General features: G+C 68.5%; 28 protein-coding genes. 7 read left to right on the forward strand and 21 right to left on the reverse strand.

Annotation, left to right across the window (positions count from 1 at the left end):
* Positions 1-254 precede the first annotated feature (254 nt).
* The gene (locus QMG61_RS14465; protein WP_283495039.1) at positions 255-518 is read left to right on the forward strand and encodes a GlsB/YeaQ/YmgE family stress response membrane protein; all 264 of its coding nucleotides are present in this window, start codon (positions 255-257) and stop codon (positions 516-518) included.
* A 91-nt stretch (positions 519-609) separates the two neighbouring features.
* Here the strand turns inward: QMG61_RS14465 and QMG61_RS14470 are convergent, their stop codons facing one another.
* Both QMG61_RS14470 and QMG61_RS14475 read right to left on the reverse strand, forming a co-directional pair.
* Complete coding sequence (locus QMG61_RS14470) at positions 610-1,131, reverse strand: DinB family protein (protein ID WP_283495040.1); 522 nt, start codon at positions 1,129-1,131, stop codon at positions 610-612.
* 9 nt (positions 1,132-1,140) lie between these two features.
* Positions 1,141-2,496 carry a serine hydrolase domain-containing protein gene (locus QMG61_RS14475; protein WP_283495041.1) on the reverse strand — a complete coding sequence of 452 codons (1,356 nt, stop codon included), beginning with the start codon at positions 2,494-2,496 and terminating at the stop codon, positions 1,141-1,143.
* A 165-nt stretch (positions 2,497-2,661) separates the two neighbouring features.
* Between QMG61_RS14475 and QMG61_RS14480 the strand changes: the two genes are divergently transcribed.
* Entirely contained in the window at positions 2,662-3,078 is a 417-nt protein-coding gene (locus QMG61_RS14480) for a DUF4383 domain-containing protein (RefSeq protein ID WP_283495042.1), read from the forward strand.
* 47 nt (positions 3,079-3,125) lie between these two features.
* Positions 3,126-3,725, forward strand: coding sequence for a hypothetical protein (locus tag QMG61_RS14485; protein ID WP_283495043.1), 600 nt, complete (start codon positions 3,126-3,128; stop codon positions 3,723-3,725).
* A 194-nt stretch (positions 3,726-3,919) separates the two neighbouring features.
* Here QMG61_RS14485 and QMG61_RS14490 read toward each other — a convergent pair whose 3' ends face one another.
* Positions 3,920-5,221 (reverse strand): ATP-dependent DNA helicase, encoded by a 1,302-nt coding sequence (locus QMG61_RS14490; RefSeq protein ID WP_283495044.1) that lies wholly within the window; start codon positions 5,219-5,221, stop codon positions 3,920-3,922.
* 139 nt (positions 5,222-5,360) lie between these two features.
* Between QMG61_RS14490 and QMG61_RS14495 the strand changes: the two genes are divergently transcribed.
* Complete coding sequence (locus QMG61_RS14495; RefSeq protein ID WP_283495045.1) at positions 5,361-6,404, forward strand: hypothetical protein; 1,044 nt, start codon at positions 5,361-5,363, stop codon at positions 6,402-6,404.
* A 20-nt stretch (positions 6,405-6,424) separates the two neighbouring features.
* Here QMG61_RS14495 and QMG61_RS14500 read toward each other — a convergent pair whose 3' ends face one another.
* From QMG61_RS14500 to QMG61_RS14565, 14 genes are all read right to left on the reverse strand, one after another.
* The gene (locus QMG61_RS14500) at positions 6,425-8,419 is read right to left on the reverse strand and encodes a bifunctional copper resistance protein CopD/cytochrome c oxidase assembly protein (RefSeq protein WP_283495046.1); all 1,995 of its coding nucleotides are present in this window, start codon (positions 8,417-8,419) and stop codon (positions 6,425-6,427) included.
* 120 nt (positions 8,420-8,539) lie between these two features.
* Positions 8,540-8,827, reverse strand: coding sequence for an HU family DNA-binding protein (locus QMG61_RS14505; RefSeq protein WP_066598601.1), 288 nt, complete (start codon positions 8,825-8,827; stop codon positions 8,540-8,542).
* Between the two features lie 271 nt (positions 8,828-9,098).
* Complete coding sequence (gene rpsN / locus QMG61_RS14510) at positions 9,099-9,404, reverse strand: 30S ribosomal protein S14 (RefSeq protein ID WP_134364793.1); 306 nt, start codon at positions 9,402-9,404, stop codon at positions 9,099-9,101.
* A gap of 2 nt (positions 9,405-9,406) precedes the next feature.
* On the reverse strand, positions 9,407-9,574 hold the full coding sequence (rpmG, locus tag QMG61_RS14515; protein WP_104099752.1) for a 50S ribosomal protein L33: 168 nt from the start codon (positions 9,572-9,574) through the stop codon (positions 9,407-9,409).
* Positions 9,574-9,810 (reverse strand): 50S ribosomal protein L28, encoded by a 237-nt coding sequence (rpmB, locus tag QMG61_RS14520; RefSeq protein WP_104099753.1) that lies wholly within the window; start codon positions 9,808-9,810, stop codon positions 9,574-9,576. Before rpmB ends, rpmG begins: the two co-directional genes overlap by 1 nt.
* A 186-nt stretch (positions 9,811-9,996) precedes the next feature.
* Complete coding sequence (locus tag QMG61_RS14525; RefSeq protein ID WP_283495047.1) at positions 9,997-10,395, reverse strand: Fur family transcriptional regulator; 399 nt, start codon at positions 10,393-10,395, stop codon at positions 9,997-9,999.
* Entirely contained in the window at positions 10,392-11,198 is an 807-nt protein-coding gene (locus QMG61_RS14530) for a metal ABC transporter permease (protein ID WP_283495048.1), read from the reverse strand. Before QMG61_RS14530 ends, QMG61_RS14525 begins: the two co-directional genes overlap by 4 nt.
* Positions 11,198-12,067 (reverse strand): metal ABC transporter permease, encoded by an 870-nt coding sequence (locus tag QMG61_RS14535; RefSeq protein ID WP_283495049.1) that lies wholly within the window; start codon positions 12,065-12,067, stop codon positions 11,198-11,200. The genes QMG61_RS14530 and QMG61_RS14535 overlap by 1 nt, the downstream gene beginning before the upstream one ends.
* A complete protein-coding gene (locus QMG61_RS14540) occupies positions 12,068-12,859 on the reverse strand; it encodes a metal ABC transporter ATP-binding protein (protein WP_283495050.1) in 792 nt (263 codons plus the stop codon). It lies immediately after the preceding gene.
* Positions 12,860-12,866: 7 nt separating this feature from the next.
* Complete coding sequence (locus tag QMG61_RS14545) at positions 12,867-13,859, reverse strand: metal ABC transporter substrate-binding protein (RefSeq protein ID WP_283495051.1); 993 nt, start codon at positions 13,857-13,859, stop codon at positions 12,867-12,869.
* 76 nt (positions 13,860-13,935) lie between these two features.
* A complete protein-coding gene (locus QMG61_RS14550; RefSeq protein WP_283495052.1) occupies positions 13,936-15,330 on the reverse strand; it encodes a dihydrolipoamide acetyltransferase family protein in 1,395 nt (464 codons plus the stop codon).
* 54 nt (positions 15,331-15,384) lie between these two features.
* Entirely contained in the window at positions 15,385-16,350 is a 966-nt protein-coding gene (locus QMG61_RS14555; RefSeq protein ID WP_283495076.1) for an alpha-ketoacid dehydrogenase subunit beta, read from the reverse strand.
* An 89-nt stretch (positions 16,351-16,439) separates the two neighbouring features.
* Positions 16,440-17,567 (reverse strand): thiamine pyrophosphate-dependent dehydrogenase E1 component subunit alpha, encoded by a 1,128-nt coding sequence (locus QMG61_RS14560; protein ID WP_283495053.1) that lies wholly within the window; start codon positions 17,565-17,567, stop codon positions 16,440-16,442.
* Between the two features lie 4 nt (positions 17,568-17,571).
* A complete protein-coding gene (locus QMG61_RS14565; RefSeq protein ID WP_283495054.1) occupies positions 17,572-18,678 on the reverse strand; it encodes a histidinol-phosphate transaminase in 1,107 nt (368 codons plus the stop codon).
* 77 nt (positions 18,679-18,755) lie between these two features.
* Between QMG61_RS14565 and QMG61_RS14570 the strand changes: the two genes are divergently transcribed.
* Positions 18,756-19,148 carry a phage holin family protein gene (locus QMG61_RS14570; protein WP_283495055.1) on the forward strand — a complete coding sequence of 131 codons (393 nt, stop codon included), beginning with the start codon at positions 18,756-18,758 and terminating at the stop codon, positions 19,146-19,148.
* A 5-nt stretch (positions 19,149-19,153) separates the two neighbouring features.
* Here the strand turns inward: QMG61_RS14570 and QMG61_RS14575 are convergent, their stop codons facing one another.
* Together QMG61_RS14575 and QMG61_RS14580 are read right to left on the reverse strand one after the other, a co-directional pair.
* Positions 19,154-20,620, reverse strand: coding sequence for a hypothetical protein (locus tag QMG61_RS14575; RefSeq protein WP_283495056.1), 1,467 nt, complete (start codon positions 20,618-20,620; stop codon positions 19,154-19,156).
* Positions 20,617-20,946: a hypothetical protein gene (locus QMG61_RS14580; protein WP_283495057.1), complete on the reverse strand. Its 330-nt coding sequence runs from the start codon at positions 20,944-20,946 to the stop codon at positions 20,617-20,619. The genes QMG61_RS14575 and QMG61_RS14580 overlap by 4 nt, the downstream gene beginning before the upstream one ends.
* A 170-nt stretch (positions 20,947-21,116) precedes the next feature.
* Between QMG61_RS14580 and QMG61_RS14585 the strand changes: the two genes are divergently transcribed.
* Both QMG61_RS14585 and purB read left to right on the forward strand, forming a co-directional pair.
* A complete protein-coding gene (locus QMG61_RS14585) occupies positions 21,117-21,644 on the forward strand; it encodes a low molecular weight protein-tyrosine-phosphatase (protein ID WP_283495058.1) in 528 nt (175 codons plus the stop codon).
* Entirely contained in the window at positions 21,641-23,023 is a 1,383-nt protein-coding gene (gene purB / locus QMG61_RS14590) for an adenylosuccinate lyase (RefSeq protein ID WP_283495059.1), read from the forward strand. The genes QMG61_RS14585 and purB overlap by 4 nt, the downstream gene beginning before the upstream one ends.
* A 75-nt stretch (positions 23,024-23,098) precedes the next feature.
* On the opposite strand, the gene QMG61_RS14595 is transcribed toward purB, so the two are convergent.
* Positions 23,099-23,353: a hypothetical protein gene (locus QMG61_RS14595; RefSeq protein ID WP_283495060.1), complete on the reverse strand. Its 255-nt coding sequence runs from the start codon at positions 23,351-23,353 to the stop codon at positions 23,099-23,101.
* Entirely contained in the window at positions 23,350-23,946 is a 597-nt protein-coding gene (locus tag QMG61_RS14600; protein ID WP_283495061.1) for a DUF308 domain-containing protein, read from the reverse strand. The genes QMG61_RS14595 and QMG61_RS14600 overlap by 4 nt, the downstream gene beginning before the upstream one ends.
* Positions 23,947-23,973: the final 27 nt, after the last annotated feature.

Raw genomic sequence — 23,973 nt, forward strand, 5'->3', positions numbered from 1 at the left:
TCTACGAGATGCCTCCTTGGTTGGTGAATAGTTTGTCTAAGTAACAACTATTTTACCTGATCAGAGGGGCATTCTCGGTTTAACTCGCCGTCACGGAATCAAAGCCGACCGGTGGATTGAGGCTAAACCCGACGAGGCCCGACTAAGCCCGACGAGGCTGGGCCGAATCCGATCGATCCGCGCTTCGGCGCCCCAAACCTGAACTGACCCAGGGTCCACCGACCCGACTACACCACAACAAGAAGGACACACCTATGAGCTTCATCGGCTTTCTCATTCTCGGACTCATTGCCGGCGCGATCGCGAAGGCGATCCTTCCCGGCCGCCAGGGCGGCGGCTGGTTCGTGACGCTGATCCTGGGCGTGATCGGCGCTTTCCTGGGCGGTTGGCTCGGGTCGGTCCTCTTCGGCGTCAACCTGGGCGAATTCTTCTCCATCTCGACCTGGCTTCTCGCCATCGCCGGATCGATCATTGTGCTCCTGATCTACGGCGCCCTCGCCGGGCGCCGCCGGGCGTAACGACGCCGCCGGGCCCAACCGGCGAGCGGGCTTCCAGCAAAAAAACGGGCGCACCGGTCAGGTGCGCCCGTTTTTTTCGTGCCCGGACGGCTCAGTCGCCGGCCACGTCGTGCAGGTGGTGCACCGGGTCGTGCACGAAGTAGCGGCCCAGCGTCGTCACGCTGAAAACGGCGCCATCTCCTCGGCGCCCGGTCCGGCCCCGGTCGGCGACCCCGACGGCCGAGAACGCGTCGGCAACGGATCCCGCTGCCTCGGTGAGTTCGCCGGCCACCGCCGCCGGGTCCTGCTGGTTGTACCGGGCGGCGATGGCCGTGGCGTCCTGGTCCCAGTTCGGGAATGCCGGGTCGTCCTCGGTGAGGATCAGGCGCAGCCGCGCCTCGAAGATGCGAAACACGTCGCGCACGTGGGCCGCGTACTCCAGGGCGGACCAGGTGTGGTCGTTGGGGCGCTCCGCGGCATCCGTGCGGTGCAGAACGGGGACCCAGGCGGCCGCGTTGGCACGCACCAGCCCCGGGATGTCGTCGAAATCGACCTCGGCCGCGGCGAACCCGCACTCGGGGCACGGGGTGTCAAGCACCCAGGTCCAGTCTTTGGTGTCTGCTTCGATGGCCATGCGCAGAGCCTATCCGGCGGGTGCGGGTGCGGGCTCTGCGGGGGCGGGCGCCGGCTCTGCCGGGGCGCAGGCCACGGCCGCGCGAACGGACTCGACCGCCTCCTCCTCGGTCCACGGCAGGGAAGTCGTCGGAGCGGCTGCCGGCGCTGACTCCGCTGCTGCGGCGCCGTTCGCACCGTCGGCGGCGGGCACGGCCCACACGATCGAGGCGAGTCGCCTGGCCACGGCCTCGGCGAAGCCGGCCCCATCGGTCGAGTTATTGAACGCGACCACGATCGTGAGGCCGCTGATCGGATCGGAGTAGCCCGCCGAGATGAAGCCGGGGATCGCTCCGGCCCGCCCGCGGAGCGGTCCGATCTGTTCGACGCCGAGCCCGTAACGCCGCCACGCCGGCACCTCCGCCCCTTCGGACAGGGTCGTCCACTGAGTCTTCGCCGTGGCCTCGGTCAGCAGGCTGCCCTCGGCGAGGGCGCTGACCCACTTCCTCTGGTCCGCGAGCGTCGAGACCATTCCCGCGGCGGCACCACCCATCGACGATGACAGTTCGGTCACGTCGAGCACTTTGTCGCAGACGGGGTGCGCGGCGGCATCCAACGGCGCCGTGAGGCCCTGTGGATGCTCTCGGGGGAGACCCAGATTGTGCGGGTCGGGCAGGCTCGTGTCGTTCATGCCCAGTGGGCCGAAGATCCGGCTCCGATAGAGCGAGGACAGGTCCTCGTGGGTTGCCGCCTCGAGGGCCATTCCGAGCAGCACGATCCCGGTGTCGGACTGTGCCCAGGAGCTACCCGGAAGCGCGATGCGTGCGGATGCCATGCCGCTGGAGACGACCTCGCGGTCGGGCCAGATCCGGGTCGGGTTGTCCACGAACTGTGGAAGCAGGTTCCGGGTGAAGTCGGCCAGGCCGGACGTGTTCCGGCAGAGCTGGCCGAGGGTGATTCCCTCGAGGCCGACCACCCGGGTGAGATGGGTCGTGACCTGATCGTCCAGTTTCACGGTGCCCTCGTCGACGAGTTTCGCCAGGACGGTGCAGGTGAGCGCGGTCGTGTTCGTGCCGATGCGGTAGCTCATCGCCGTGCTGAGCGCCGCAGCGTCCTCCGGCGCGACGGTGCCGGGCGCCACGACCCACTGCCCGGCCCATGGCGCCCAGACGCCGGCCAGGGCGCCGGTGGAGCCGGACTGGGTGATCGCTTCGGCGAGGGCGGCGTCCAGGCGGTCGGTGGTCTCTGCCGGGAACGCGGCCCGCACCTGCGGGCGGCTGTCGCCGGCGGCTCCCGCCGTGACGGTGCATCCGGACAGCAACACGGCGGCACTCACCGCGATTGCGGCCACGGTCCATCGCCGGGGAGCCTTCCCAGCCTTCGTCATGGCATCTCGACGTTCATTCCGTTACCCCCGATTGAAACTGACCCCGTTTGAGGGAGTGTACCCAGATGCCGGTTGGCTTGCGAAATTTGACCAAACCGAAACGCCGGGCAGTCCGAATAGTTATCGTGCACGGATTGGCCGTGACACCAGCCAGGAGGTTTTCTCATGCGTACTTCACCCAATCGTCTCGTCGCCACCGTCTTCGGCGCCGTCTACCTGCTCGTCGGACTGCTCGGTTTCGCGGTGACCGGCGGCATCAGCTTCATCGCCACCGAGGGCGGGCTGCTGCTCGGCCTGTTCGCGGTCAACCCGCTGCATAACGTGGCCCACCTCCTGATCGGCGCCGCCCTCCTGATTGCCGGTCTCTCCAGCGTGTCCGCGGCCAAGGCCGTCAACACCACGATCGGTGCGGTCTACCTGCTCCTCGGAATCGTCGGCTTCTTCATCGCGAGCACCGCCCTGAACATCCTCGCCCTGAACACTCCCGACCACTTCCTGCACCTCGCCAGCGCGCTCGTGCTGCTCGGAGCCGGTCTCGCCACCGACAAGGTGGTCACCCGCAACCGCACCGCCACGGTCTAGCCGCCACCGAACCCGACCGCGCGCACCCTCTCTCGGACAGGAACGCCATGACCTCGATCAGTCGCCTCTGGCTCGCCTTCGCCGCGATCGGCGCCGGCACCATCCACCTGGCTGTCGGCGCGAGCGCTCCCGTGCTGTTGGCGATCGCACTGGTCGGGTTCGGCGTCGCCGAACTCGGCTGGGGCGTCGCGACCCTCGTGCGCGGAAAACTCCTGGCCCCGGAACCGGCGCTACTCGGCGCCCTGATTCCCGTTCTCGTCTGGGGTCTGACCGCGACCCTGGGCAGCGGGTTCGGGCTGCCCGCCGGGTCAACGGGACTCCCCTACTTCCCCATGATGGTGGCGTCGCTGTTCGGCCTCTTCATTGCGGCGGCCCTTGCGATCGGCCTCCGGAGCGCGCGCCGACTCGTCCGCGCGGTCGGCAGCGACGGCGCCACGACACGGGGTATCCGGCGCACGGATGCCCCGCCCACGCCGCAGGGATGGCGATTCCTCGTCGCGCTCACGATCGGTGCTCTGGTCTTCTCCGGCCTGACCACGCCGGCCCTGGCCGCCACGGAGGCCGGCGCCCACGCCGTGCCGCACGGGTCACACGGCGCCGGGTCCGTGCCGCCTGCCGAGCCGGTTCCGTCCGGTCACCACCACTAGCGAGGCATCCGCCACGGCTCGTGGCGCGGGTGGGGGAACGTGGCGGGTGGTGCTCCACGCGCCAGCTTCTTCGACGCGCGCCGCGACGTTTCTCTGAAAAGCGGGGCGTGCGGGGCGAGGCGTGCGAGGCGTGCGAGGCGGGGCGAGGCGTGCGAGGCGGGGCGAGGCGTGCGGGTCAGGGCGAGGCGTGCGGGTCAGGCGGGCAGGGCGGGGAAGTCTCCGCGCGGTCCGCTCATGAAGCGCCGCACGTTCTCGTCCACGATGATGTCACTCGGCCGCAGCGGCCGGGTGAGGTACAGCCCGTCGATGCTGGTCAACCGGCTCAACGCCACGTAGGTCTGGCCGGGACTGAACACCCTCGCCCCGAGGTCCACGATGGCCCGCTCGTAGGTGGCGCCCTGAGACTTGTGGATGGTGACCGCCCACGCCAACCGCAGCGGAAACTGCGTGAACTCGGCCACGACATCCTTGCGCAGCTTCTTCGTGGTCGGGTTGTAGGAGTACTTGAACTTCTCCCAGACGGCCGGCTCCACCTCGTGGACCTCACCGTCGATGTCGACGTACACGGTGGAATCGACCCGGGTGACGGTGCCGATGCTGCCGTTCACCCAGCGGGGGCCGCCGTCCTGCGGGGAATCGTTGCGCAGGAACATGACCTGCGCCCCCACCTTGAGCTCGAGCACCTCGTCGGCCGGGAACGTGCGCCCACCGAAGTCTCCGGTGACGTCGGCCTTGGCGGTCAGAGCCTTGCCGGAGAGTCGTTTCAGAGCGGCCGCGTTGATCCGGTTCACCGAGTCATTCCTGGTCGCAAGGGTGATCACGCCCTCCGTCGGCGGCTTCCGCTCCCCCGCGGCATTGAGCGCGCCGCCGATCTCCGGGGTGACCTCCCCGTGGCGTACCGCGTTGAGCATGAGCTTGAAGTCGGCGTCGCGCTGGCGGTGCACCTCGGTGAGCTCGAAGATGCGCAGGTCCGCGGCCTGCCAGACCTTCGCGTCGAAGAACCACATCGACCGGTAGGTGTCGGCGAAGTAGGCGCGCTCGTCGGAGTCGCCTGGCACCGGGGCAAGCTGGTAGGGGTCGCCGAAGAGCACGATCTGCGCCCCGCCGAAGGAGTCGTTCGGCCGCTGGCGAGCCTGCCGCAGGCTGCGATCGATCGCATCCATCAGGTCGGCGTTGACCATGGACACCTCGTCGATCACCACGGTGTCGATGGTGTTGAGCAGCTTGCGCAGTTGATCGTTCTGGTCGATCGGGTGGTCGGCGATGACGCCGATCGGCAGTCGGAACAACGAGTGGATGGTCTGACCGCCCACGTTCAGGGCGGCGACGCCGGTGGGCGCGGCGATCACGATCTGCTTGCTGGTATTCCAGGACAGATGGTTCAGCAGCGTCGACTTGCCCGTTCCGGCCCGCCCGGTGACGAAGACGTTCTGCCGGGTTCCCTCGATCGCCTGGAACACCTCGGCTTGTTCACGCGAGAGCGGAATTTCGGACACGGGGGATGCTTTCGGTCGGTGCAGCGGGAGATCCCACTTTATCCGCCCGGCCCGGGACCGGCTGCCGCCGGGGCCGGGCCTGTGTGTTCCCTGGCCGCCGGTGCCTGCCCGCGGACCCGCGGCATGGGAAGATGTGGGGGTGAGCAATGGGGGCGGCAGGCGCCGCAGCAGCCGGCGTCGCGCCATCCTCGCCATGGTCGTGATCGCCGCCCTCCTCTGTGCCGCCCTGCTGGCCGCGATCGGTTCGCTCAATCGCGACTTGTACAGCGCCAGCGGATTCGTGCGCCAGTATCTTGACGCCATTGCCCGGCGCGACACGACGAGCGCACTGCAACTGCCCGGGGTTGAGCTGACGAACCAGGCTCTCGAGGCCGCGAAGCTTCCCCGGGACCTGCCGACCACCCTGCTGCGCCCGGACGTGCTCAGCGAACTGACCGATATCCACTTGATCAGGGAAACCGAGGATGGCGCTGGCACAAACACCGTCATCTATGGTTTCCGCCTCGACGGCAAACCGGAGTCGATGACGTTCAACGTCGCCCATACCGGCACCTTCGCCGGCGTCTTCAACAGCTGGCGCTTTGCCTCCAGCCCCCTCGCGGTGCTGCAGATCACGGTGTTGCACGAGGCCTCCTTCACCGTCAACGGGCTCACCCTGGACACCCGGGCGCACGCCGCGGCCGACACCCCGGCCACCTTCTCCAACCAGGCCTCCTATCTCGCCTTCGCGCCCACGTCGTATTCCATCGCCCACACGTCGACCCTGCTCAGCGCTCCCGTCCAGCGGGTTCCGGTAACGAAGAGCACGGCCGTCGCGGTCTCGGTCGATGCCGAGCCCAACGAGGCCTTCATCAGCCAGGTACAGACCGAGCTCAACGGCTTCCTCGACGACTGCACGACCCAGCAGGTTCTCCAGCCGTCGAATTGCCCGTTCGGGATCGAGATCAACGATCGAATCAAGAATGATCCGGTCTGGTCGATCGCGGACTACCCGGTGGTCGCCCTGACCGCGGGGGCAACCACCTTCGAGATGGCCGACACCACCGGCCAGGCCCACATCGTCGTCGAGGTGCAGTCCCTGTTCGACGGGGATGTCGAGACGAGGGACGAAGACGTCCCCTTCGCGGTGGCGCTGAGCGTGACGGTCAAACCGGACGGCTCACTGGCTATTCAGCTCCACTGAGCCTCGCCCGGTCAGGCGAGTCAGCGCAGGCGGTCGCGCGACGCGAGCGCCGCCAGCTGGTCGTTGTAGCGTTTGAGATCGGCGTCGTTCGTACGATCCGCGTTGCGGTCGGTGCGCCGGGACTCCTTCTCGTCGCTGCGACTCCATTGGATGGCGACCGCAATCGCCAGTGCGATCGTCGGAATCTCACCGACGCTCCAGGCGATGCCCCCGCCCATCTGCTGGTCGGCAATCGCGCTCAGGCCCCAGTCCCGGCCCATCGCCCCGTACCAGTCGGCCAGGAGCAGGCCGGTCCCGGTCATCATGGTCACGCCGAAGAAGGCGTGGAACGCCATCGTCCCCAGCAGGAGCAGCAGCCGCCCGGCGTACGGCAGGCGGTACGGGACCGGGTCGATGCCGATCAGCGACTGCACGAACAGGTAGCCGGTGATCAGGAAGTGCACCACCATCCACTCGTGGCCGATGTGGTCGGTCGTCGCCCAGCTGAACAGGGAGGAGTAGTAGAACACCCAGAGTGACCCGGCCCAGAGACCGGCGGCGACGAGGGGGTTGGAGAGGATGCCCGCATACCGGGAGTGCACGGCCAGTAGGATCCACTCGCGCGGGCCGCGGCTCTCGTCCTGGCGCTTGCGAATGGCGCGGGCGGCGAGGGTCACGGGCGCCCCCGGCACCAGGAACACGGGCACGAGCATGGTCAGCGCCATGTGCATGAGCATGTGCGAGGAGAACAGGTAACTGGCGTAGAGGTTCGCCCCACCATTGGTGATGTAGAAGAGGATCAGCATGCCGAGCACCCAGAGCACCGTGCGGTAGACCGGCCACTTGTCACCGCGGCGGCGGAGCCGGGCCACCCCGGCGAGATAGAAGAAGATCCCGAAGGCGCAGAACAACACCCAGGCCAGGTCGAATCTCCACTCCGTGAAGTACCGGCCGAAGGTCAGCTCCGGGGGCAGTACTTCCCCGGTCAGGATCTGGGCGGGGGTCGAGGTCGGAATCTCGGTCGCCGCGATCTGCGCCACCGGGGTTGCCGTGCGCGCCAGCGCGGCCGCGACGCCCGAGGCCAGGCCCATGAAGCCCAGCTCCGCCACCACGAGCCACCAGAACCACGTGCGGGACCTTGGGTCACCCTGCCCGGCGCCGCGTTGCATCCGGGCCACCAGGAATCGACGCTGCAGCACCCCGAAACCGCCCAGGGCGATCAGCGCGACCACCTTGATCAGCACGAGGATGCCGTACGGCGAGAGCAGACGTTCCCAGGTGCCGATCCGAAGTTCCGCACTGACGTAGCCGGTGGCCGCCACGACGATGAAACAGACCATGGCCACCGAGGAATACCGGCCGATCACGGCGCCGATCCGGTCGCCGTTCAGCTGGTTGCGGATCACGACGATGGTGAGCAGCCCGCCCAACCAGACGGCCGCGAAGACGAGGTGCAGCCCGAGAGCCGTGATGGCCACATCGTGACCTTCCGCGCCGGCCGAGTGCCCCTGCAGCGCCATGGGAACCAGGGCCCCGACCGCCAATGCGGTCACGAAGACCAGCACGGTCTGGTTCCTCACCGCGAAGCAAAGAACGGTGACGCCCGCCGCGATGAGGGTCGTGCCGAGCCAGGCCTGGCCGAGCTCGATTTCGCTGAAGAACTGTCCGGCGGTCGCACTGAACCGGTCATCGAAGCCGAGCGGAACGTTCGTGACCTGGAGGAAGGTGAGGAAGCCGGTCAGCGCCGACGCCACGGTGAACAGGGCCGCGGATGCCGCAGCGAAGTCGATCGCGTGGTCGAACTCCGGCTCGCGCGGGCTCAGGGCGAACAAGGTCAGCACGAGCGCACCGATGGTGCCGGCCGCCCCGAGATTGACCAGCAGCTTCGCCAGCGGAAGTCCCCAGCGCACGACGGGCCCCGGGTCGGCAAGAAGCTGCCCCGCTGCGCCGCCGCCGTAGGCAAGTGCGAGAAGCGTCGCCAGCGCGGCAACCAGCAGCAGGACCGCCGGACCGGAGATACGCAGGAGACGAGTCACTGACTCAGCCTATCCGCGCCCCACCCTCGTCGACGCCGGGCCTCGGGTCGGCCTGCCGGGCGGCGGTGCTTAAAACGAAGGGGCGCCGACCGAAGTCGACGCCCCCTCACAAAAACGAGACTACTTTGCGGCGGCCTTGAGCTTGCTGCCGGCGGTCAGCTTGACGCGGTGGCCCGCGGCGATGGCGATCTCTTCACCGGTCTGCGGGTTGCGGCCCGTGCGCGCTGCGGTAGCGGTGCGCTCGACTCCGAGCCAGCCCGGGATCGTGACCTTGCCGTCGTTTGCAACGGTGTCGGCGAGGGTTGCGAAGAAAGCGTTCAGAACGCCGTCAACTGCAGCCTGGCTCTGGCCAGAATCTGCGGCAACCTTGGCAACGAGCTCGGTCTTGTTCAGCGACTTGTCAGCCATTGAGTGTCCTCCTCGGACCTTTGTCTGTAAAAACAGGTTTTCACGTAAATGCGGGCGACGCCCCGTAGGAGCGACTCCGTCGGTCGGTTCGACCGCGTTGAATCTAACAGAGTTCCGCCAAAAACCCCGGATTTACGGCGTTTTGAGACGCTTTCACCCCCGGAAACGGCTCATTTTGCGCTCTGGGCACAAACAAGAAGGGGATGTCGACCGAAGTCGACATCCCCTCACCGTTCGGAACCGCTGGTTCCGGTTGGCGGATAGTGCGGTATTACCAGCTGGACTTGGTGATACCGGGCAGTTCGCCGCGGTGCGCCATGTCGCGGAAACGCACGCGCGAGATGCCGAACTTGCTGAGGTGTCCACGGGGACGACCGTCAACCGCGTCGCGGTTGCGCAGGCGAACCGGCGACGCGTTACGCGGCAGCTTCTGCAGGCCCAGGCGAGCCGCTTCACGCGACTCGTCGGTGCCGGCCGGGTCAACGAGGGCCTTCTTCAGTTCAAGACGCTTCGCCGCGTAACGCTCGACGATAACCTTGCGCTGGTTGTTCTTGGCAATCATGCTCTTCTTCGCCATTTTTAGCGCTCCTCACGGAAGTCAACGTGCTTGCGCACTACGGGGTCGTACTTCTTGAGTACGAGACGGTCGGGGTCGTTGCGACGGTTCTTCTTGGTCACGTAGGTGTAACCGGTTCCAGCCGTCGAACGGAGCTTGATGATGGGGCGGACGTCATGCTGCTTGGCCATTAGATTTTCTCCCCACGGGCGAGAAGGTCCTTGACGACCGACTCGATGCCACGAGCGTCGATTACCTTGATGCCCTTGACCGACAGGGTCAGAGTGACATTACGGCGCAGCGACGGCACGTAGTACTTTTTCGTCTGAACGTTCGGGTCGAAGCGACGCTTGGTGCGTCGGTGCGAGTGCGAAATGTTGTGTCCAAAGCCGGGAACGGCTCCGGTCACCTGGCAGGTAGCTGCCATGGTTCTCCTCCAATACCGAAGGGCGAATGCCCTTCCCAAGATCTCTTGTCGGCCGGCACGCAAACGATTCCCGGTGAACGGGGAGCCTGCGATAGCGGCAGTGCACGCACAGATATGCGCAGCAGCGTCCAACACTACGGGCTGCGTCGCCCGGACGCAAACCCGCGGCCCGCCCGGGAGGGGCGCCTACGCGGTGACGGATGCCGCGGTGCAGGCCGCGCAGAGACCGAAGATGTCGATCACGTGCGCCGCCTGACTGAATCCGTGCTCGGCGGCCACGTTCGTCGCCCAGTTCTCGACGGCATCCACCTCGATTTCGATCGTGAGACCGCAGCGACGGCAGATCAGGTGGTGGTGGTGGTCGGTCGTGCTGCACGCCCGGTAGAGGCTCTCCCCGTCCGGCGACTGCAGCGAGTCGGCTTCGCCCTCGAGGGCCAGGTCGGCCAGGGCGCGGTAGACCGTGGCGAGCCCGATCGGCGAGCCGGTGGAGTGCAGTCGCGAATGCAGGCCCTGCGCGCTCACGAAGCCCTCGGTGTCGCCGAGGGCAGTGCGCACGGCCTCCCGCTGCCAGGTGTTTCGCTTCATGCTGTCAACCGTAACCGGGCCCGACCGATGGAGCGCACGCCGAGGGCGGCCAGGAAGAACGCGGTCGCGGTGAGCGCAATGGCCGGCCCGGCCGCGATGTCGAGGGCCCGGGAGAGGAAGACTCCGCCGATTCCGGCGACTGCGCCCAGAACCGGTGCTGCGACGAGGATCTGCGTCGTTGTGCGGGCGAGCAGCCGTGCAGCGGCCGCCGGCGCCGCGATCAGGGCGATGGCCAGGATCGCCCCGACCGCAGGCATGGCGGTGACGACCGTCGCGGTGATCAGCGCCAGGCTGAGCAGTTCGATCGGCCATTCCCGGTAGCCGGCGGCGCGGTAGCCGGTGCGGTCGAAGGTCGAGAACAGGATTTCCTTGCCGAGGAAGACGATCGCGAGCAGCGCCACCACGAGCACTCCTCCGGCCAGCGCGACGTCCATCGTGGTGACGGTCAGGATCGAGCCGACCAGGAAGGAGTCGACGTGCACCGGAAGCGCGGGATTGAGCGATTGCAGCAACACCCCGAGCGCGAAGCCGGCGGTGAGCACGATCCCTGAGGCGACCTGACTCCCCTGCCGGCGCACCCGGCCGATCAGCGTCATCACGCCCACGATGGCGATGCTGGCGAGAAATGCCCCCAGCGGAATACTCACCCCGAGGATCGCCGCGGCCACCGCGCCGGGGAAGGTCGCGTGGGTCAGCGCCTGGGCAAAGAAGGTTCGCCGGCGCAGGAGCACGAGGGTGCCGACCAAACCACTGAGCGCCCCGATCACCACGGCGGCCAGCAGGGCCTTCTCGAAGTAGCCCATCAGCGGGCCACCCGCGCGCGCTTGAGCCTGTCCACGGCCAGGCGGGCCACAAGTGCGAGGAAATACCCGGCCACCAGCACCAGTACAACCGTCGCACCGCTCGGAAGGTCGATCCCGGCGCTCACGGAGGCCTGGTAGCCGAGGATGAGGCCGAGCCAGGCCCCTGCCGCGGCGACCGCCGCCGCGATCGGGAAGAGCAGCCAGAGCCGATTTGTGGCCAGCCTGGCCACGGCTCCGGGAACAATCAGCACGGCGAGGACGAGCAGGGTGCCGACGGCGCTCGATGCGGCCACCACCACGAGGGCGATGGCGACGTTGAGGAGCACATCGAGCACGATCGGGCGGAAGCCGACCGCGGCGAAGCCGACCCGGTCGAAGGCCCGGAAGACCTGCTCCTTCACGGTGAGGGCCACGATCACCAGCGCCACGGCGCAGATGATGACGGTCTGGATCACCTCGAGCGGGCTCACCGTGAGGAGGCGTCCGAACAGCAGCTGTTCGAGTTGGCCGACATAATCGGTCTGCCTGGACACCACGATGACGCCGATGCTGAACATGGCCGTGAAGACGATGGCGATCGCGGCATCGATTGCGACCGCACGTCGGGCGATCAGGGCGAGCACGACGGCCGTCAGCACCGCGGCGACCATCGCCCCGGCGAAGAGTCCCTCTCGTCCACCCCAGACGAAGCCGATGGCAATGCCGGGGAAGACGGCGTGGGCCAGCCCGTCGCTGATGAACTCGAGTCCGCGCAGGTTCACGAGCACCCCGACCACCCCGGCGACCAGGCTGAGCACGAGTAGCAGCACGAGGGCGCGGGCCATGAATGGCAGGGAGAACGCGTCGAACAGCGCGCCGGCGAGGTCCACTCAGTGGCCCGAGTGCCCGGGGACGACGACGGTGTGCTCGTCCAGTTCGACGCCGACCGACGTGAAGGTTCGCTGCACGTTCTCCAGGCTCAACACATCGTCCCTCGGTCCGAAGGCCACCTGGCTGCCGTTGAGGAGGAGCACGTCCTCGCAGACCTCGCGGGCGAGTTCGAGGTCGTGAGTCGAGACCAGAACGGCGACACCGTCCGCCTTCAGGCGCTTGACCGTGCCGACGAGGGCGTCCCGGTTCTCCCGGTCGAGTCCGTTGAACGGCTCGTCGAGCAGCAGCAGGCGCGGCCCGGAGGCGATGGCGCGGGCCAGGAGTCCCCGCTGCTGTTGGCCGCCGGAGAGCTCGCCGAACCGGGTCTTCGCCAGGTTTGTGAGTCCGACGGCGTCCAGTGCCTTCGCGGCCATGGCCCGGTCCTGCTTGCCGGGGAGTCGCAGCCAGCCCAGCGAGCGGTAGCGGCCCATCAGGACGACCTGCTCGAGGGTGATCGGGAACTCCGGGTCGAGCTCGTCGGTTTGCGGAACGTAGCCGACGGTGCCGTTCGGCGCCGTCGGCTCCCCCAGCACCTCCACGGTTCCGGCGACCCGCGTGATCAGCCCGAGGATGCCCTTGAGCAGGGTCGACTTGCCGGAGCCGTTGGGGCCGATCAGTGCCACGGCCTCGCCGGCGGCCAACTCGAAGTTGATGTCTTCCAGGGCCGACTTCTGCCCGTAGGAGAAGGATGCGCCGACCACCCTGAGGGCGGGGGTGGGCGTCCCGCCCAGCGAGGAATCGTTCTCGTTCACGAGTCCACTATCGCAGTTCGGGGGGAAGGGTGGCCGGGGTGACGCCCCACGAGCGGAGCACGAGCGACACATTGTGCACCTGGGAGGCGAGATAGGTGGCGCCGTCGCTCCCGGCCGGGCCGAGCGAGTCGCCGTACAGGGCATCCTCACCGGAGTAGACCTCCACTCCGGCCTGTTTGGCGATGGTATCGGCCGCCTTCGGGTTGATCGACGCCTCCGAGAACACGGCCTGGACGCCGGTCGCCTTTATTGCGGCGACCAGCCGGTCGATTGCGGCGGCGCTCGGCTCCGCATTGTCGTCGAAGCTCGGGATCACGCTGCCGACATAGGTGATGCCGTAGGCGGTCGTGAAGTAGCCGAAGGCGTCGTGGTTGCTCACGAGCAGCCGTTCGTCGGCCGGAACCTGGTCAATGTTCGACCGGATCCAGCCGTCGAGCGCGGCCAGCCTGGCCTCGTAGGCCGCGGCATCGGCCGCGAAGGCGGCGGAGTTGACCGGTGATGCGGCGCTGAGGCCCTTCTCGATGGTGCGCACCATCGCTTCGGCGTTGGCCACATCGGTCCAGATGTGCGGGTTGCCGGCGGCGGGCTCGCTGGAGTGCGTCGACTCGTCGTTTGCGGCCGCATCCGCTGCGAGGGTGATGCCGGTGGAGGAGTCGATGGTGACCCCGTCGAAGCCGGACGCGTCGATGGCATCGCCGAGCCACTCCTCGAGTCCGACGCCGTTGATCACGAGCACGTCGGCATGGCCGAGCGCGGTGAGGTCGGCGGCAGAGGGGTCGTAGGCGTGGGCGCTCTGGTTGGGCTTGACCAGCTGGGTCACCGTGACGCCGGAGGTCTCCCCCACCACGTTCCGGGTGAGATCGGCCACCTGGGTGGTCGTCGCCACGATCGACAGGCCGCCCGACACGCCGCCGTTCCCCGGCTCCGCAGCGGAGCACCCGGTGAGGGCGAGCGCGGCCGTGGCGAGCAGGGCAGGCAGTCGCAGCTTCGGGGAGATCACACCGCCAAGTTACGCTTATTGATAATGATTGTCAAAACCAATTAGTGGAACCGGATCTCGGAACCGTTCCGCCGGTTTACTCGAGCAGCAGTGCGGGTTCCTCGATGATGCTTGCCACGTCGGCGAGGAACCGGCTCGCGACGTCACCGTCGACCACCCGGTGATCGAAGCTCGCGCCGATCGTGGTCACGAACCGTGCGCGCACCTCGCCGTCGACCACCCAGGGCTTCTGCTTGATCGTGCCGAGGGCGACGATGCCCGCCTCGCCGGAGTTGAGGATCGGGGTGCCCGTGTCCATCCCGAACACGCCGATGTTGGTGATCGTGATCGTGCCGCCCGTCATGTCGGCCCGGGTGGTCTTGCCGTCCCGGGCGGTCATGGTGAGCCGTTCGAGCGCCCCGGCGAGCTCGAGCAGGCTCATGTCCTGCGCTTCCTTCACGTTGGGCACGATCAGGCCGCGCGGGGTCGCGGCGGCGATTCCCAGGTTGACGTAGTGCTTGATGACGATTTCCTCGTCGGTGAAGACCGAGTTGACCGTGGGGTTGCGGCGCACCGCCCAGATCATGGCCTTGGCCATGATCAGCAGGGGGGAGACCCGCACGCCGGCGAAGTCGGTGGAGGCCTTGAGCCGTTTCACGAACTCCATCGTTCGGGTGGCGTCGACGTCGACGAACAGGCTCACGTGCGGCGCGGTGAACGCGCTGGAGACCATGGCCTGGGCGATGGACTTGCGCACGCCCTTGACCGGAATGTGCTCCTCGCGATCACTCGGCCACTCCGGCGTCTGGATGTTGCGGAAGACACTGGCCTGGGTGGCGGCGCGAAGCACGTCCTCGCGAGTCACGTCGCCCACCGGGCCCGTCGCCTCGACGAGGGAGAGGTCGACGCCGAGGTCCTTGGCGAGCTTGCGGATCGGCGGCTTGGCGATGACGGGTCCCGCGGATGCCGCGCGCGGCAGCTGGGGGAGCCCTGCCGCGGCCGGGCGCTGGGCTGCGGTGGGCTGCGGCGCGAGGGACTCGTGGGCGACGGGGGTGCCGCCGTGACGCTTGCGCCGGGTGGGCATGGTCGCGGCGGCGCCCCGGCCCACGAGCACGGCGCCGGGCTTTTCGGCCGGCTCATCCGTGATGGTGGAACCGGCATCCGCTGCCGCGCTGGCCAGCTCGTTCTCCGTGCCGCCCGTCTCGGCGACCGGCGGGACCGGGGGAGCGGTCTCCGTGGCGAGGTCCGCCGATTCGGAGACGATCGTGATGATCACGGTGCCGACGTCGACGGTCGTGCCCGGCTGCACGAGGATCTCGCCGACCACGCCCACATAGGGCGAGGGAAGCTCAACGAGCGACTTGGCGGTCTCGATCTCGACGAGCACCTGGTTGATCGCGATGGTGTCGCCCGGCGCGACCTTCCACTCGACGATCTCGGCCTCGGTGAGACCCTCGCCGACATCCGGCAGTGTGAATTTCGAGACGCTCATGGGGTGCGTTCCTTGCGATTGGTGAAGTCAGAAGACCGGGCGAAGGTCATGAAGTCAGTAGGCGAGTGCGCGGTCGACGGCCTCGAGCACCCGGTCCGGGCTCGGCAGGAAATGCGTCTCGACTGCGGCGGGAGGGAACGGGGTGTCGAAACCGGAGACGCGGAGCACGGGGGCCTCGAGCAGGTAGAACGCCTTCTCCATGACGGTGGCGGCGATCTCGGAACCGACGCTCACGAAGCCGTGAGCCTCCTGGGCGACGACGAGGTGCCCCGTCTTCTCGACCGAGGCGAGAATCGGTCCGTAGTCCACGGGCGAGATCGAGCGAAGGTCGATGACCTCGATGCTGATGCCCTCCGCGGCGGCGAGATCGGCGGCCTGGAGCAGCACACTGACCATGGCGCCGTGGCCGAGCACGGTGACATCGGTGCCGGTGCGGACGACACGGCTGGCGTGCAGCGGGATGCCGCTGGCTCCGAGCAGGACCTCGCCCTTGGGCCAGTAGCGGCTCTTGGGCTCGAAGAAGATGATCGGGTCGTCGGAGGCGATGGCCTCCTGCATCATCCAGTAGGCGTCGTGCGAGTTGGACGGGCTCACCACGCGCAGGCCCGGCGTGTGCGCGAAGTACGCCTCCGGGCTTTCCTGGTGGTGTTCGATCGAGCCGATGTGGCCGCCGTAGGGGATGCGGATCACGACGGGCATCGACACCCCGCCCTCGTGGCGGTTGCGCATCCGGGAGAGCTGGCTGGTGATCTGGTCGAAGCCCGGGAACACGAATCCGTCGAACTGAATCTCGCAGACCGGGCGGAAACCGCGCAGGGCCAGGCCGATCGCGGTGCCGATGATGCCGGACTCGGCGAGCGGGGTGTCGAGCACGCGCTTGTCGCCGAATTCGGCGTGCAGGCCCTCCGTGACCCGGAAGACGCCGCCGAGCGGGCCGATGTCCTCGCCCATCAGGAGCACCTTCGGGTCGTCCTGCATGGCCTTGCGAAGACCGGCATTCAGGGCCTTGGTCATCGGCATGCTGGCGCTCACCGGAACGGCCGGGGCCGCGGAATCGCCGAGGGTCGGTGCGTTGGCCGGGTCCAGGGCAGTGGAAACAATCGTGTCGCTCATTCGTCGCCTCCTTCGAAGGATGCTTCGTACCGCTCGAGCCAGGCCTCTTGCTCCTGCACCAGCGGGTGTGGTTCGGCGTAGACGTTGTCGAAGATCACGTGCTTGTCCGGCGAATGGATCTCCAGGGCCCGTCGCCGAACGTCGGCGGCGTGGTCGTCGGCCTCCTCGTCGACGGCGTCGAGGAATTCCTGTTCGACGCCCAGCCCCTGCAGGTAGGCGCGGAAGCGCACGATCGGGTCCCTGGCCACCCAGTAGGCGAGCTCCTCGGGATCCCGGTACTTGGTGGGATCATCGGCCGTGGTGTGGGCGCCGACCCGGTAGGTCAACGCCTCGATCAGGGCCGGGCCCTTGCCCGCGCGCGCGTCGTCGAGGTGCTTGGCCGTCACGGCAAAGCTGGCGAGCACGTCGTTGCCGTCGACCTGGGTGCCCGGGATGCCGAAGCCGCCTGCCCGCAGATAGAGCGGGGTGCGCGACTGCCGGGTGACCGGCACGGAGATTGCCCAGTGATTGTTCTGCAGGAAGAAGACCTGCGGGGTCTGGTAGCTGGCGGCGAAGACCAGGGCCTCGTTGGCGTCGCCCTGTGAGGATGCGCCGTCGCCGTAGTAGACGATCACGGCCTGATCGGTCTCGGGGTTGCCGGTCGCGGTCGAGCCGTCCAGCTGCATCCCCATCGCGTAGCCCGTGGCGTGCAGCGTCTGCGAGGCGAGAACGAGCGTGTAGAGGTGGAAGTTGCCGTGGTCCTCGGGCGTCCAGCCACCGAGGGTGACCCCGCGCAGCATCCGGAGGATGTCGACCATGTCGAGGCCGCGGATCATGCCGACGACGTGTTCCCGGTAGGACGGGAAGATGTGGTCCTGCGGGCGCGTGGCGTAGGCGGAGCCGACCTGCGCGGCCTCCTGGCCGTGGCTGGGCACCCAGAGGGCGAGCTGTCCCTGGCGCTGCAGGTTCGCGGCTTCCTGATCGAACCGGCGAATCACGACCATGTCGCGGTAGAACCGGCGGTAGTCGGCCTCGGTGAGCCGGTCGAGGTAGGGCAGGAACTCTGCGGCGGCGTCGCTGGGCGCGAAAACACCCGCGGGGGAGAGCAGTTGCACCGTAGGCGAGGCGTTCGGGGTCGCTGACACCGTCCTAACCTATCCGCCGGGCCGGGTGGTCGGTCGGTAGGTCATCGACAATGTCCGCGCACATGCACACGAGCTTTTCCACAGATTCTTCCTCGCCGATCGAGATCCGGATGCCCTCCGGGGGGAACGGTCGCACGACCAGACCGACGGCGGACAGGACGTCCGCGATGTCGGTGGTTTCCTCTCCTGCCGGCAGCCAGATGAAGTTCCCCTGGGGTTTCGGGATGTTCCAGCCCTGGTCGGTGAGCACCCGCCAGGCCGCGTCGCGTCGCTCCGCGAGCGTTCGTACCCGCCGGAGCAGCTGGTCGGATGCCGCGAGCGAGGCGATCGCGGCCGCGCTGGCAACCCCGGTGACCGAGAGGGGGATCGCGGTGGCGCGGGCGGCGTCGAGGATCGGCGCCTGGCCGAGGGCGTAGCCGACCCGCAGGCCGGCCAGCCCGTATGCCTTCGAGAAGGTGCGCAGGACGACCAGGTTGGGGTAGCGCTTGAGCAGCGGCAGGCCGCTCACCGCCTCGGGGTCGGTGACGAATTCGGCGTAGGCCTCGTCGAGGAGCACGAGCAGGTTGTTCGGCACGACGGCCATGAACGCCTCGAACTCGTCGGCGGTGACGATGGTGCCGGTCGGATTGTTCGGGCTGCAGACGATGACGACGCGGGTGCGTTCGGTGATCCGGGCGGCCATCTCGGGCAGGTCGTGGCCGTGGTCGTCCCGGTTCGGCACGCGGACGCTGGTCGCCCCGGCGACCGTGACGAGGCTGGGGTAGGCCTCGAAGGACCGCCAGGAGTAGAGCACCTCGTCGCCGGGCCCGGCCGCGGCGAGAATGAACTGGGCAAGCAGCGCGACCGACCCTGCGCCGACGTGCACCTCGTCAACGCTCATCTTGTACTTCGCGGCGAGGCGTTCGCGCAGGGCGAGGGCCGAGGCATCCGGGTAGCGGTTGTACGCCGTCTCGGCGCCGACCGCCTCGATGACGCCGGGGAGCGGGTCGAAGGGGTTCTCGTTGCTCGAGAGTTTGAACGCCGTGGCCGCGGCGGCCTGTCCTTGCCGGTAGGCGGGGAGGGCGACAATCTCGGGGCGCAGGCGGACCGAGGGCTGGTCTGAAGGGCTCACTCGCCGATTCTACGCCGGGGCATATGCGTAGAGTGCAATGCGGTGCGGGGCCCGGCATCCGGTGTCATAGTGGAGGTATGGCCAGATTCCTGATCAAGCTGATCCTCAACGCCGTCGCATTGTGGGTCACGACCCTGCTCGTTGTCGGGGTGAGGGTGGTGCCCTACGCGCCCGACACCGCTGCCGTTGTCGTCAGTTTTCTGCTGATCGCCCTCATCTTCGGGTTTGTGAACGGAGTGATCGGTGGCATCGTGCGGGTCGTCGCGTTCCCGCTCTACGTGTTGACTCTGGGCCTGATGGCTCTGGTCGTGAACGGCTTGTTGCTGATGCTCGTCGCGTGGATTTCGGAGTCCCTCGGCTTCGGCCTCGTCGTCGACAGCTTCGGCTGGGGCGTGCTGGGCGCGCTCGTGCTCGGCATTGTCAGCTGGCTGCTCGGCATCCTGGCCCGCCCGGCCACTCCCCGCCGCTAGCCGGGTCACGTTCCGGCCCGCCGGCCTCGCCACCGGGACATCGTTCCCGGTGATCCGCCGAGCATGGTCGCCATCGCGGCCCTGAAGTCGCGCAGCCGTGGTTCCGGTGAGGCGTCCATCAGCCGCCCGGTCTCCCGGTAGGCGACCAGCTCATGGGCCGGCAGCGCCTGGTCACGGGGCACCGGTTCGGAGGCGAACACCTCCCGGCGCACGACCAACCGGTCGGCCGTCTGGTCGGCGACCCCGCCGAGGGCCGGAACGAGGTCGTCCAGGTGCTCGGTTGCCACGACGACGAGCCCGTCCGGCACCGAGACCTGGCCGTTCGGGGCGCCGAAGGTCGCGACCATGACGGTGTTGAACTCCCCGGATGCCGCCACCTGGCTGGCGATGAGTCCACCCTGGGAGTGTCCGACCTGGAGCACGGGGTCGGCGGGTTGCACCCCGGCCTCCCGCATCGCCGCCACGACGGCCCGGTAGGAACCCGCACCCGCCTCTGCGACGGCGGCGACGTTGGAGCTGAGGTCCCAGGGCTCGCCCGTGACGCCAGGACTCCACTCGGCGGTGCCGCCGATGTAGACGACCCAGGCTCCCGCCTGCGCCGACCCGTACCGCTCGACGCGCACCTGCGGCCCGCCTCTGACCGCCGCCGGGATCCGGGCGGCCAGGTCACCGAAGCCGGTCGGGGGACCGGCGGCCACGGGCCGGCCGGCCCTGGCGACCGTGATGCTCGTCTCCCTGAGAAGGCCGAACGGCCTGGCCACCGCGAGGACCCCGGCGGCGGAGGTGGTCACCCCGAGCAGCCGGGCACCCTGGTCGCCCAGCGCGAAGGACACCGGAAACGGAACCGCGGTCAGGCCGGCCGCGAGGTCGTCGACCGACGAGGCGAGCACCCGCACCGCCGCGGGGAGCAGTGGATTGGTCAGCACCCGCGGGCTGCCCGCGAACCACCCGCCGGCTGGTTCCGCCGTGCCCTGGGGCCCCCGGCCGCCGGCCAGGCCGGCGAGGAGCCAGGCGATGGTTCCGCCGGTGAGGGCCGGAATGGCGGCCAGCGCCAGGAATGGGGCGAGCCGGCCGAGCGCGTGGCCGAGCCACACCCCGGACACCCCGGCGAAAAACTCCGCCGAGCGCTCGGCCCGACCGTAACCCTCCGCGGCAGAGACGAGGGCATCGGCCAGGGTGCGACTTCGCACGCCGACACCGTGGATGGCAGTCTGCGCCCCGAACGTGCTCAGGCTCGCGTCGCCGTCCGACCACTGGGGAGCCGGTAGCGGCTCCGAGTCGAGCAATCGGATGCGCTCCAACCGGTCCTGCCACGCCTCGGCGGCGGCCTGGAGCCCTCGCATGGTCGCCGCCTCCGCCAGCAGCGCGTCCGTGGCCACCATGGTGCTGCCGCCGCCGGAGACGATGAGGGCGGCGGATTCCCCGGGCCCGTCGGCGGGCGCCCCGGGATCCGGTGCGCCGGGATCGGTCACGGTGACGCGACGATGAGCGCGATCGCCGCATTCACGGCGTCGAGCGCGTCGTCGAGCTCCCGGCAGGCTCGGCGCAGCTCGCCGGCAAGCTCGCCGCGCCGCTCCAGGTATTCGCGCTGGGCTGCCGAACGCCAGGACCCATCGACCTCGGCGGGCACCAGACCGCGCCAGACCAGGTCGATGTCGTCGCGGAGCGCGCGCAGCAGCGTCCGGCGCCGGCGCAATTCGGCCAGGCGCCGCTCACGTCGGCCGGGGTCCTCGAGCACGCTCGGGCCGGTCGAGATCGGGCCCGGCGAGGTCGGGCCGGTCGTAAAAACTCCGGTCATGATCGGGCGCCGTGGCTCACCGGTGCACCTCCCAGACCGGGCCCCGATGCGGGACCCGGCTCACAGGATTCCACCGCGCACGCCACCCGCCCGCACGCACGCCCAGAGTTCATCAAATGTCCTCCCGACCGGCGGCTGTGGAGGACCGGTAGTCGGGCCACAATGGAGGAATGACTTTCGCGGCGCTCACCCCGGATGAGTCGATGCCATTCCGCATCATCTTCGTCTGCACGGGCAACATCTGTCGCTCACCGATGGCCGAGGTGATGCTGCGCGACCTGGTCACCCGCTCCGGTCTCGGCCGGTTGATCACCACGAGCTCGGCCGGCACCGGTGATTGGCACGTCGGCGAGCAGGCCGACGAGCGCACGATCGCCGCGCTCGCCCGGCAGGGCTACGACGGCAGCCATCACCGGGCCCGCCAGTTCGATCCGGACTGGTATGCCGACCTCGACCTCGTGGTCGTGCTCGACCGGGCCCAGGAGCGCATCCTGCACAACTGGGCGACGACCGAGCGGGACCGCAACAAGGTGCGCCTGCTGCTCAGTTTCGACCCGGTACAGGCGCCTCTGATCGACGTTCCCGACCCCTACTATTCCGACGATGCGCTGTTTGACTCGGTTTTAGGCATGATTGAGGGGGCAAACCACGCCCTCTTCGCGCAGCTTGCGCCCGCAATTAGACAGGGAGTCCGATGAGTCCGCTACCACCCCAGGTCCTCAGCCCACTCGACGGCCGCTACCGCGCCGCCGTCACCGAACTGGGGGAGTACCTGTCAGAGGCCGGCCTCAACCGCGCCCGCGTGCAGGTCGAAGTGGAGTGGTTGATCACCCTCACCGAACGGAGCCTGTTCGGGTCTGCGCCGCTGTCGCGGGAGCAGAAGGCCGCGCTGCGCGCCCTGGTGACCGATTTCGGCCAGGCCGAGATCGACGAGCTCGCCGTACTCGAGGCAACCACCCGCCACGACGTCAAGGCCGTCGAGTACCTGGTGCGCCGTCGCCTGGGCACGCTCGGCCTCGACCACATCAGCGAGCTCACCCATTTCGCGGCGACCAGCGAGGACATCAACAACCTCTCCTACGCCCTGACCGTGCGCGCTGCCGTGCACGAGGTCTGGCTGCCGAAGTTCCGCGCCACCATCGACGCGCTCCGCCTCCGCGCCCTCGAATACCGGGCGGATGCCATGCTCGCCCGTACTCACGGCCAGCCGGCAACGCCCACCACGGTCGGCAAGGAGCTCGCCGTCTTCGTCTACCGGCTCGAGCGCCTGGAGAAGCAGATCGCCGCCGGAGAGTACCTCGGCAAGTTCAGCGGCGCCACCGGCACATTCGCCGCGCACGTCGCCGCGGACCCCGCCGTTGACTGGCCGACCGTTTCCCGCGAGTTCGTCGAAGGCCTCGGCCTGACCTGGAACCCGCTCACCACCCAGATCGAATCGCACGACTGGCAGGCCGAGCTCTACTCGCGGGTCTCCCACGCCAACCGGGTGCTGCACAACCTGGCCACGGATGTCTGGACCTACATCTCCCTGGGCTACTTCCGCCAGATTCCCCAGGCCGGGGCCACCGGATCGTCGACGATGCCGCACAAGATCAACCCGATCCGGTTCGAGAACGCGGAAGCCAACCTCGAGTTGTCCAGCGCGATCCTCGATTCGCTCGCCGCGACCCTGGTCACCTCACGGTTGCAGCGTGACCTGACCGACTCGACCACCCAGCGCAACATCGGCGTCGGTTTCGGCCACTCCCTCCTGGCCCTCGACAACATCGTGCGCGGCCTCGGCGAGATCGACATCGACCGTGCCCTGCTGGCCGGCGACCTGGACACGAACTGGGAGATCCTCGGCGAGGCGATCCAGACCGTCATCCGCGCCGAGGTTTCCGCCGGAAGGTCCACCATCGAGGACCCCTACGCGCTGCTCAAGGAGCTCACCCGAGGCAAGCGGATCAACCAGGCCGACCTGATCGCCTTCGTCGGCGCACTCGAGATCGGCGACGACGCCAAGGCGCGGCTGCTCGCGCTCACTCCTGGGGCGTACGTCGGGCTGGCCGACTCCCTGGTCGACTACCTCCCGTAGCGGGAGTCGCGGGGGTGGTGCGCCGCTCCGCGGGTGGTGCGCCGCCCGCGGAGCGCCGCGCCACCCGCGGAGGAGTCAGAGGCCCTTGTTCTGCTCGTCCAGGTCGGTCTTCTCCGCGTCGTTCGGTTTCATTCCGAGCACGAGCATGGCGATCACGACGAGCACGACGATGAAGGTGACGCCGAAGCCGATCAGGGCCAGCACCGGTTCGCGCGTGCTCATCAGGATCACGAGCCCGAGGAAGAGCGCCATCACGCCGGACAGTCCGACGAGTTCTGCGGGCTTGAGTACTTCGGAGCGGCTGGGCTTGCGTGGGGTGTTCTGGGTCACAGGGTGTCCGAATCGTTGGGTGAGGCCGGGTCGGCGCGCGAGGCGGGCGACGCCCATTTGAGTGAGAGCCCGGCGATGACGAGGTAGACACCGAGGAGCACGAGATAGGCGCCGAGCAGGCCGACCGACACGACCGCGTTGGGCGGCAGGAGCAGGAAGACCAGGGCCAGCACGGCTGTCGACGCCCCGACCAGCATCCAATCACGGTCCCCCGGGTCGCGCCGCCGTGCCCGGATGCCGCTGTAGAGCTCGGCAAAACCGGTCACGGCCGCCCAGACGGTGACGAGGTAGAGGAAGAAACCGAGCCCGCCGCCGTGGAAGAGGAGGGCGATGGTGCCGGCCGTGACGCCGACGGCACCCTGCACTAGAAAGAGCGAGCGATCCCGCGGGTCGGCGAGGGTTCGACGGCTGAGCAGGGCAATGGCCAGGCCGCTGAGCAGGGCGAATCCGCCGAAGGCGAAGAGTCCGAATTCGGCCGAGTGGTTCGCGTTGAAGGTGATCGCGGCGGCCGGGACCAGCGCGATGGCGGCGCGCACGATCGGAACCGTCCAGTACCGTGCTCCGAGGGCGCTCTGTGCCTGGACATTGGCCACGCGGCGACCTCTTTCGTAACGGGATTG

Source organism: Cryobacterium sp. PH31-AA6 (genome assembly GCF_030063195.1).
GTDB lineage: Bacteria > Actinomycetota > Actinomycetes > Actinomycetales > Microbacteriaceae > Cryobacterium.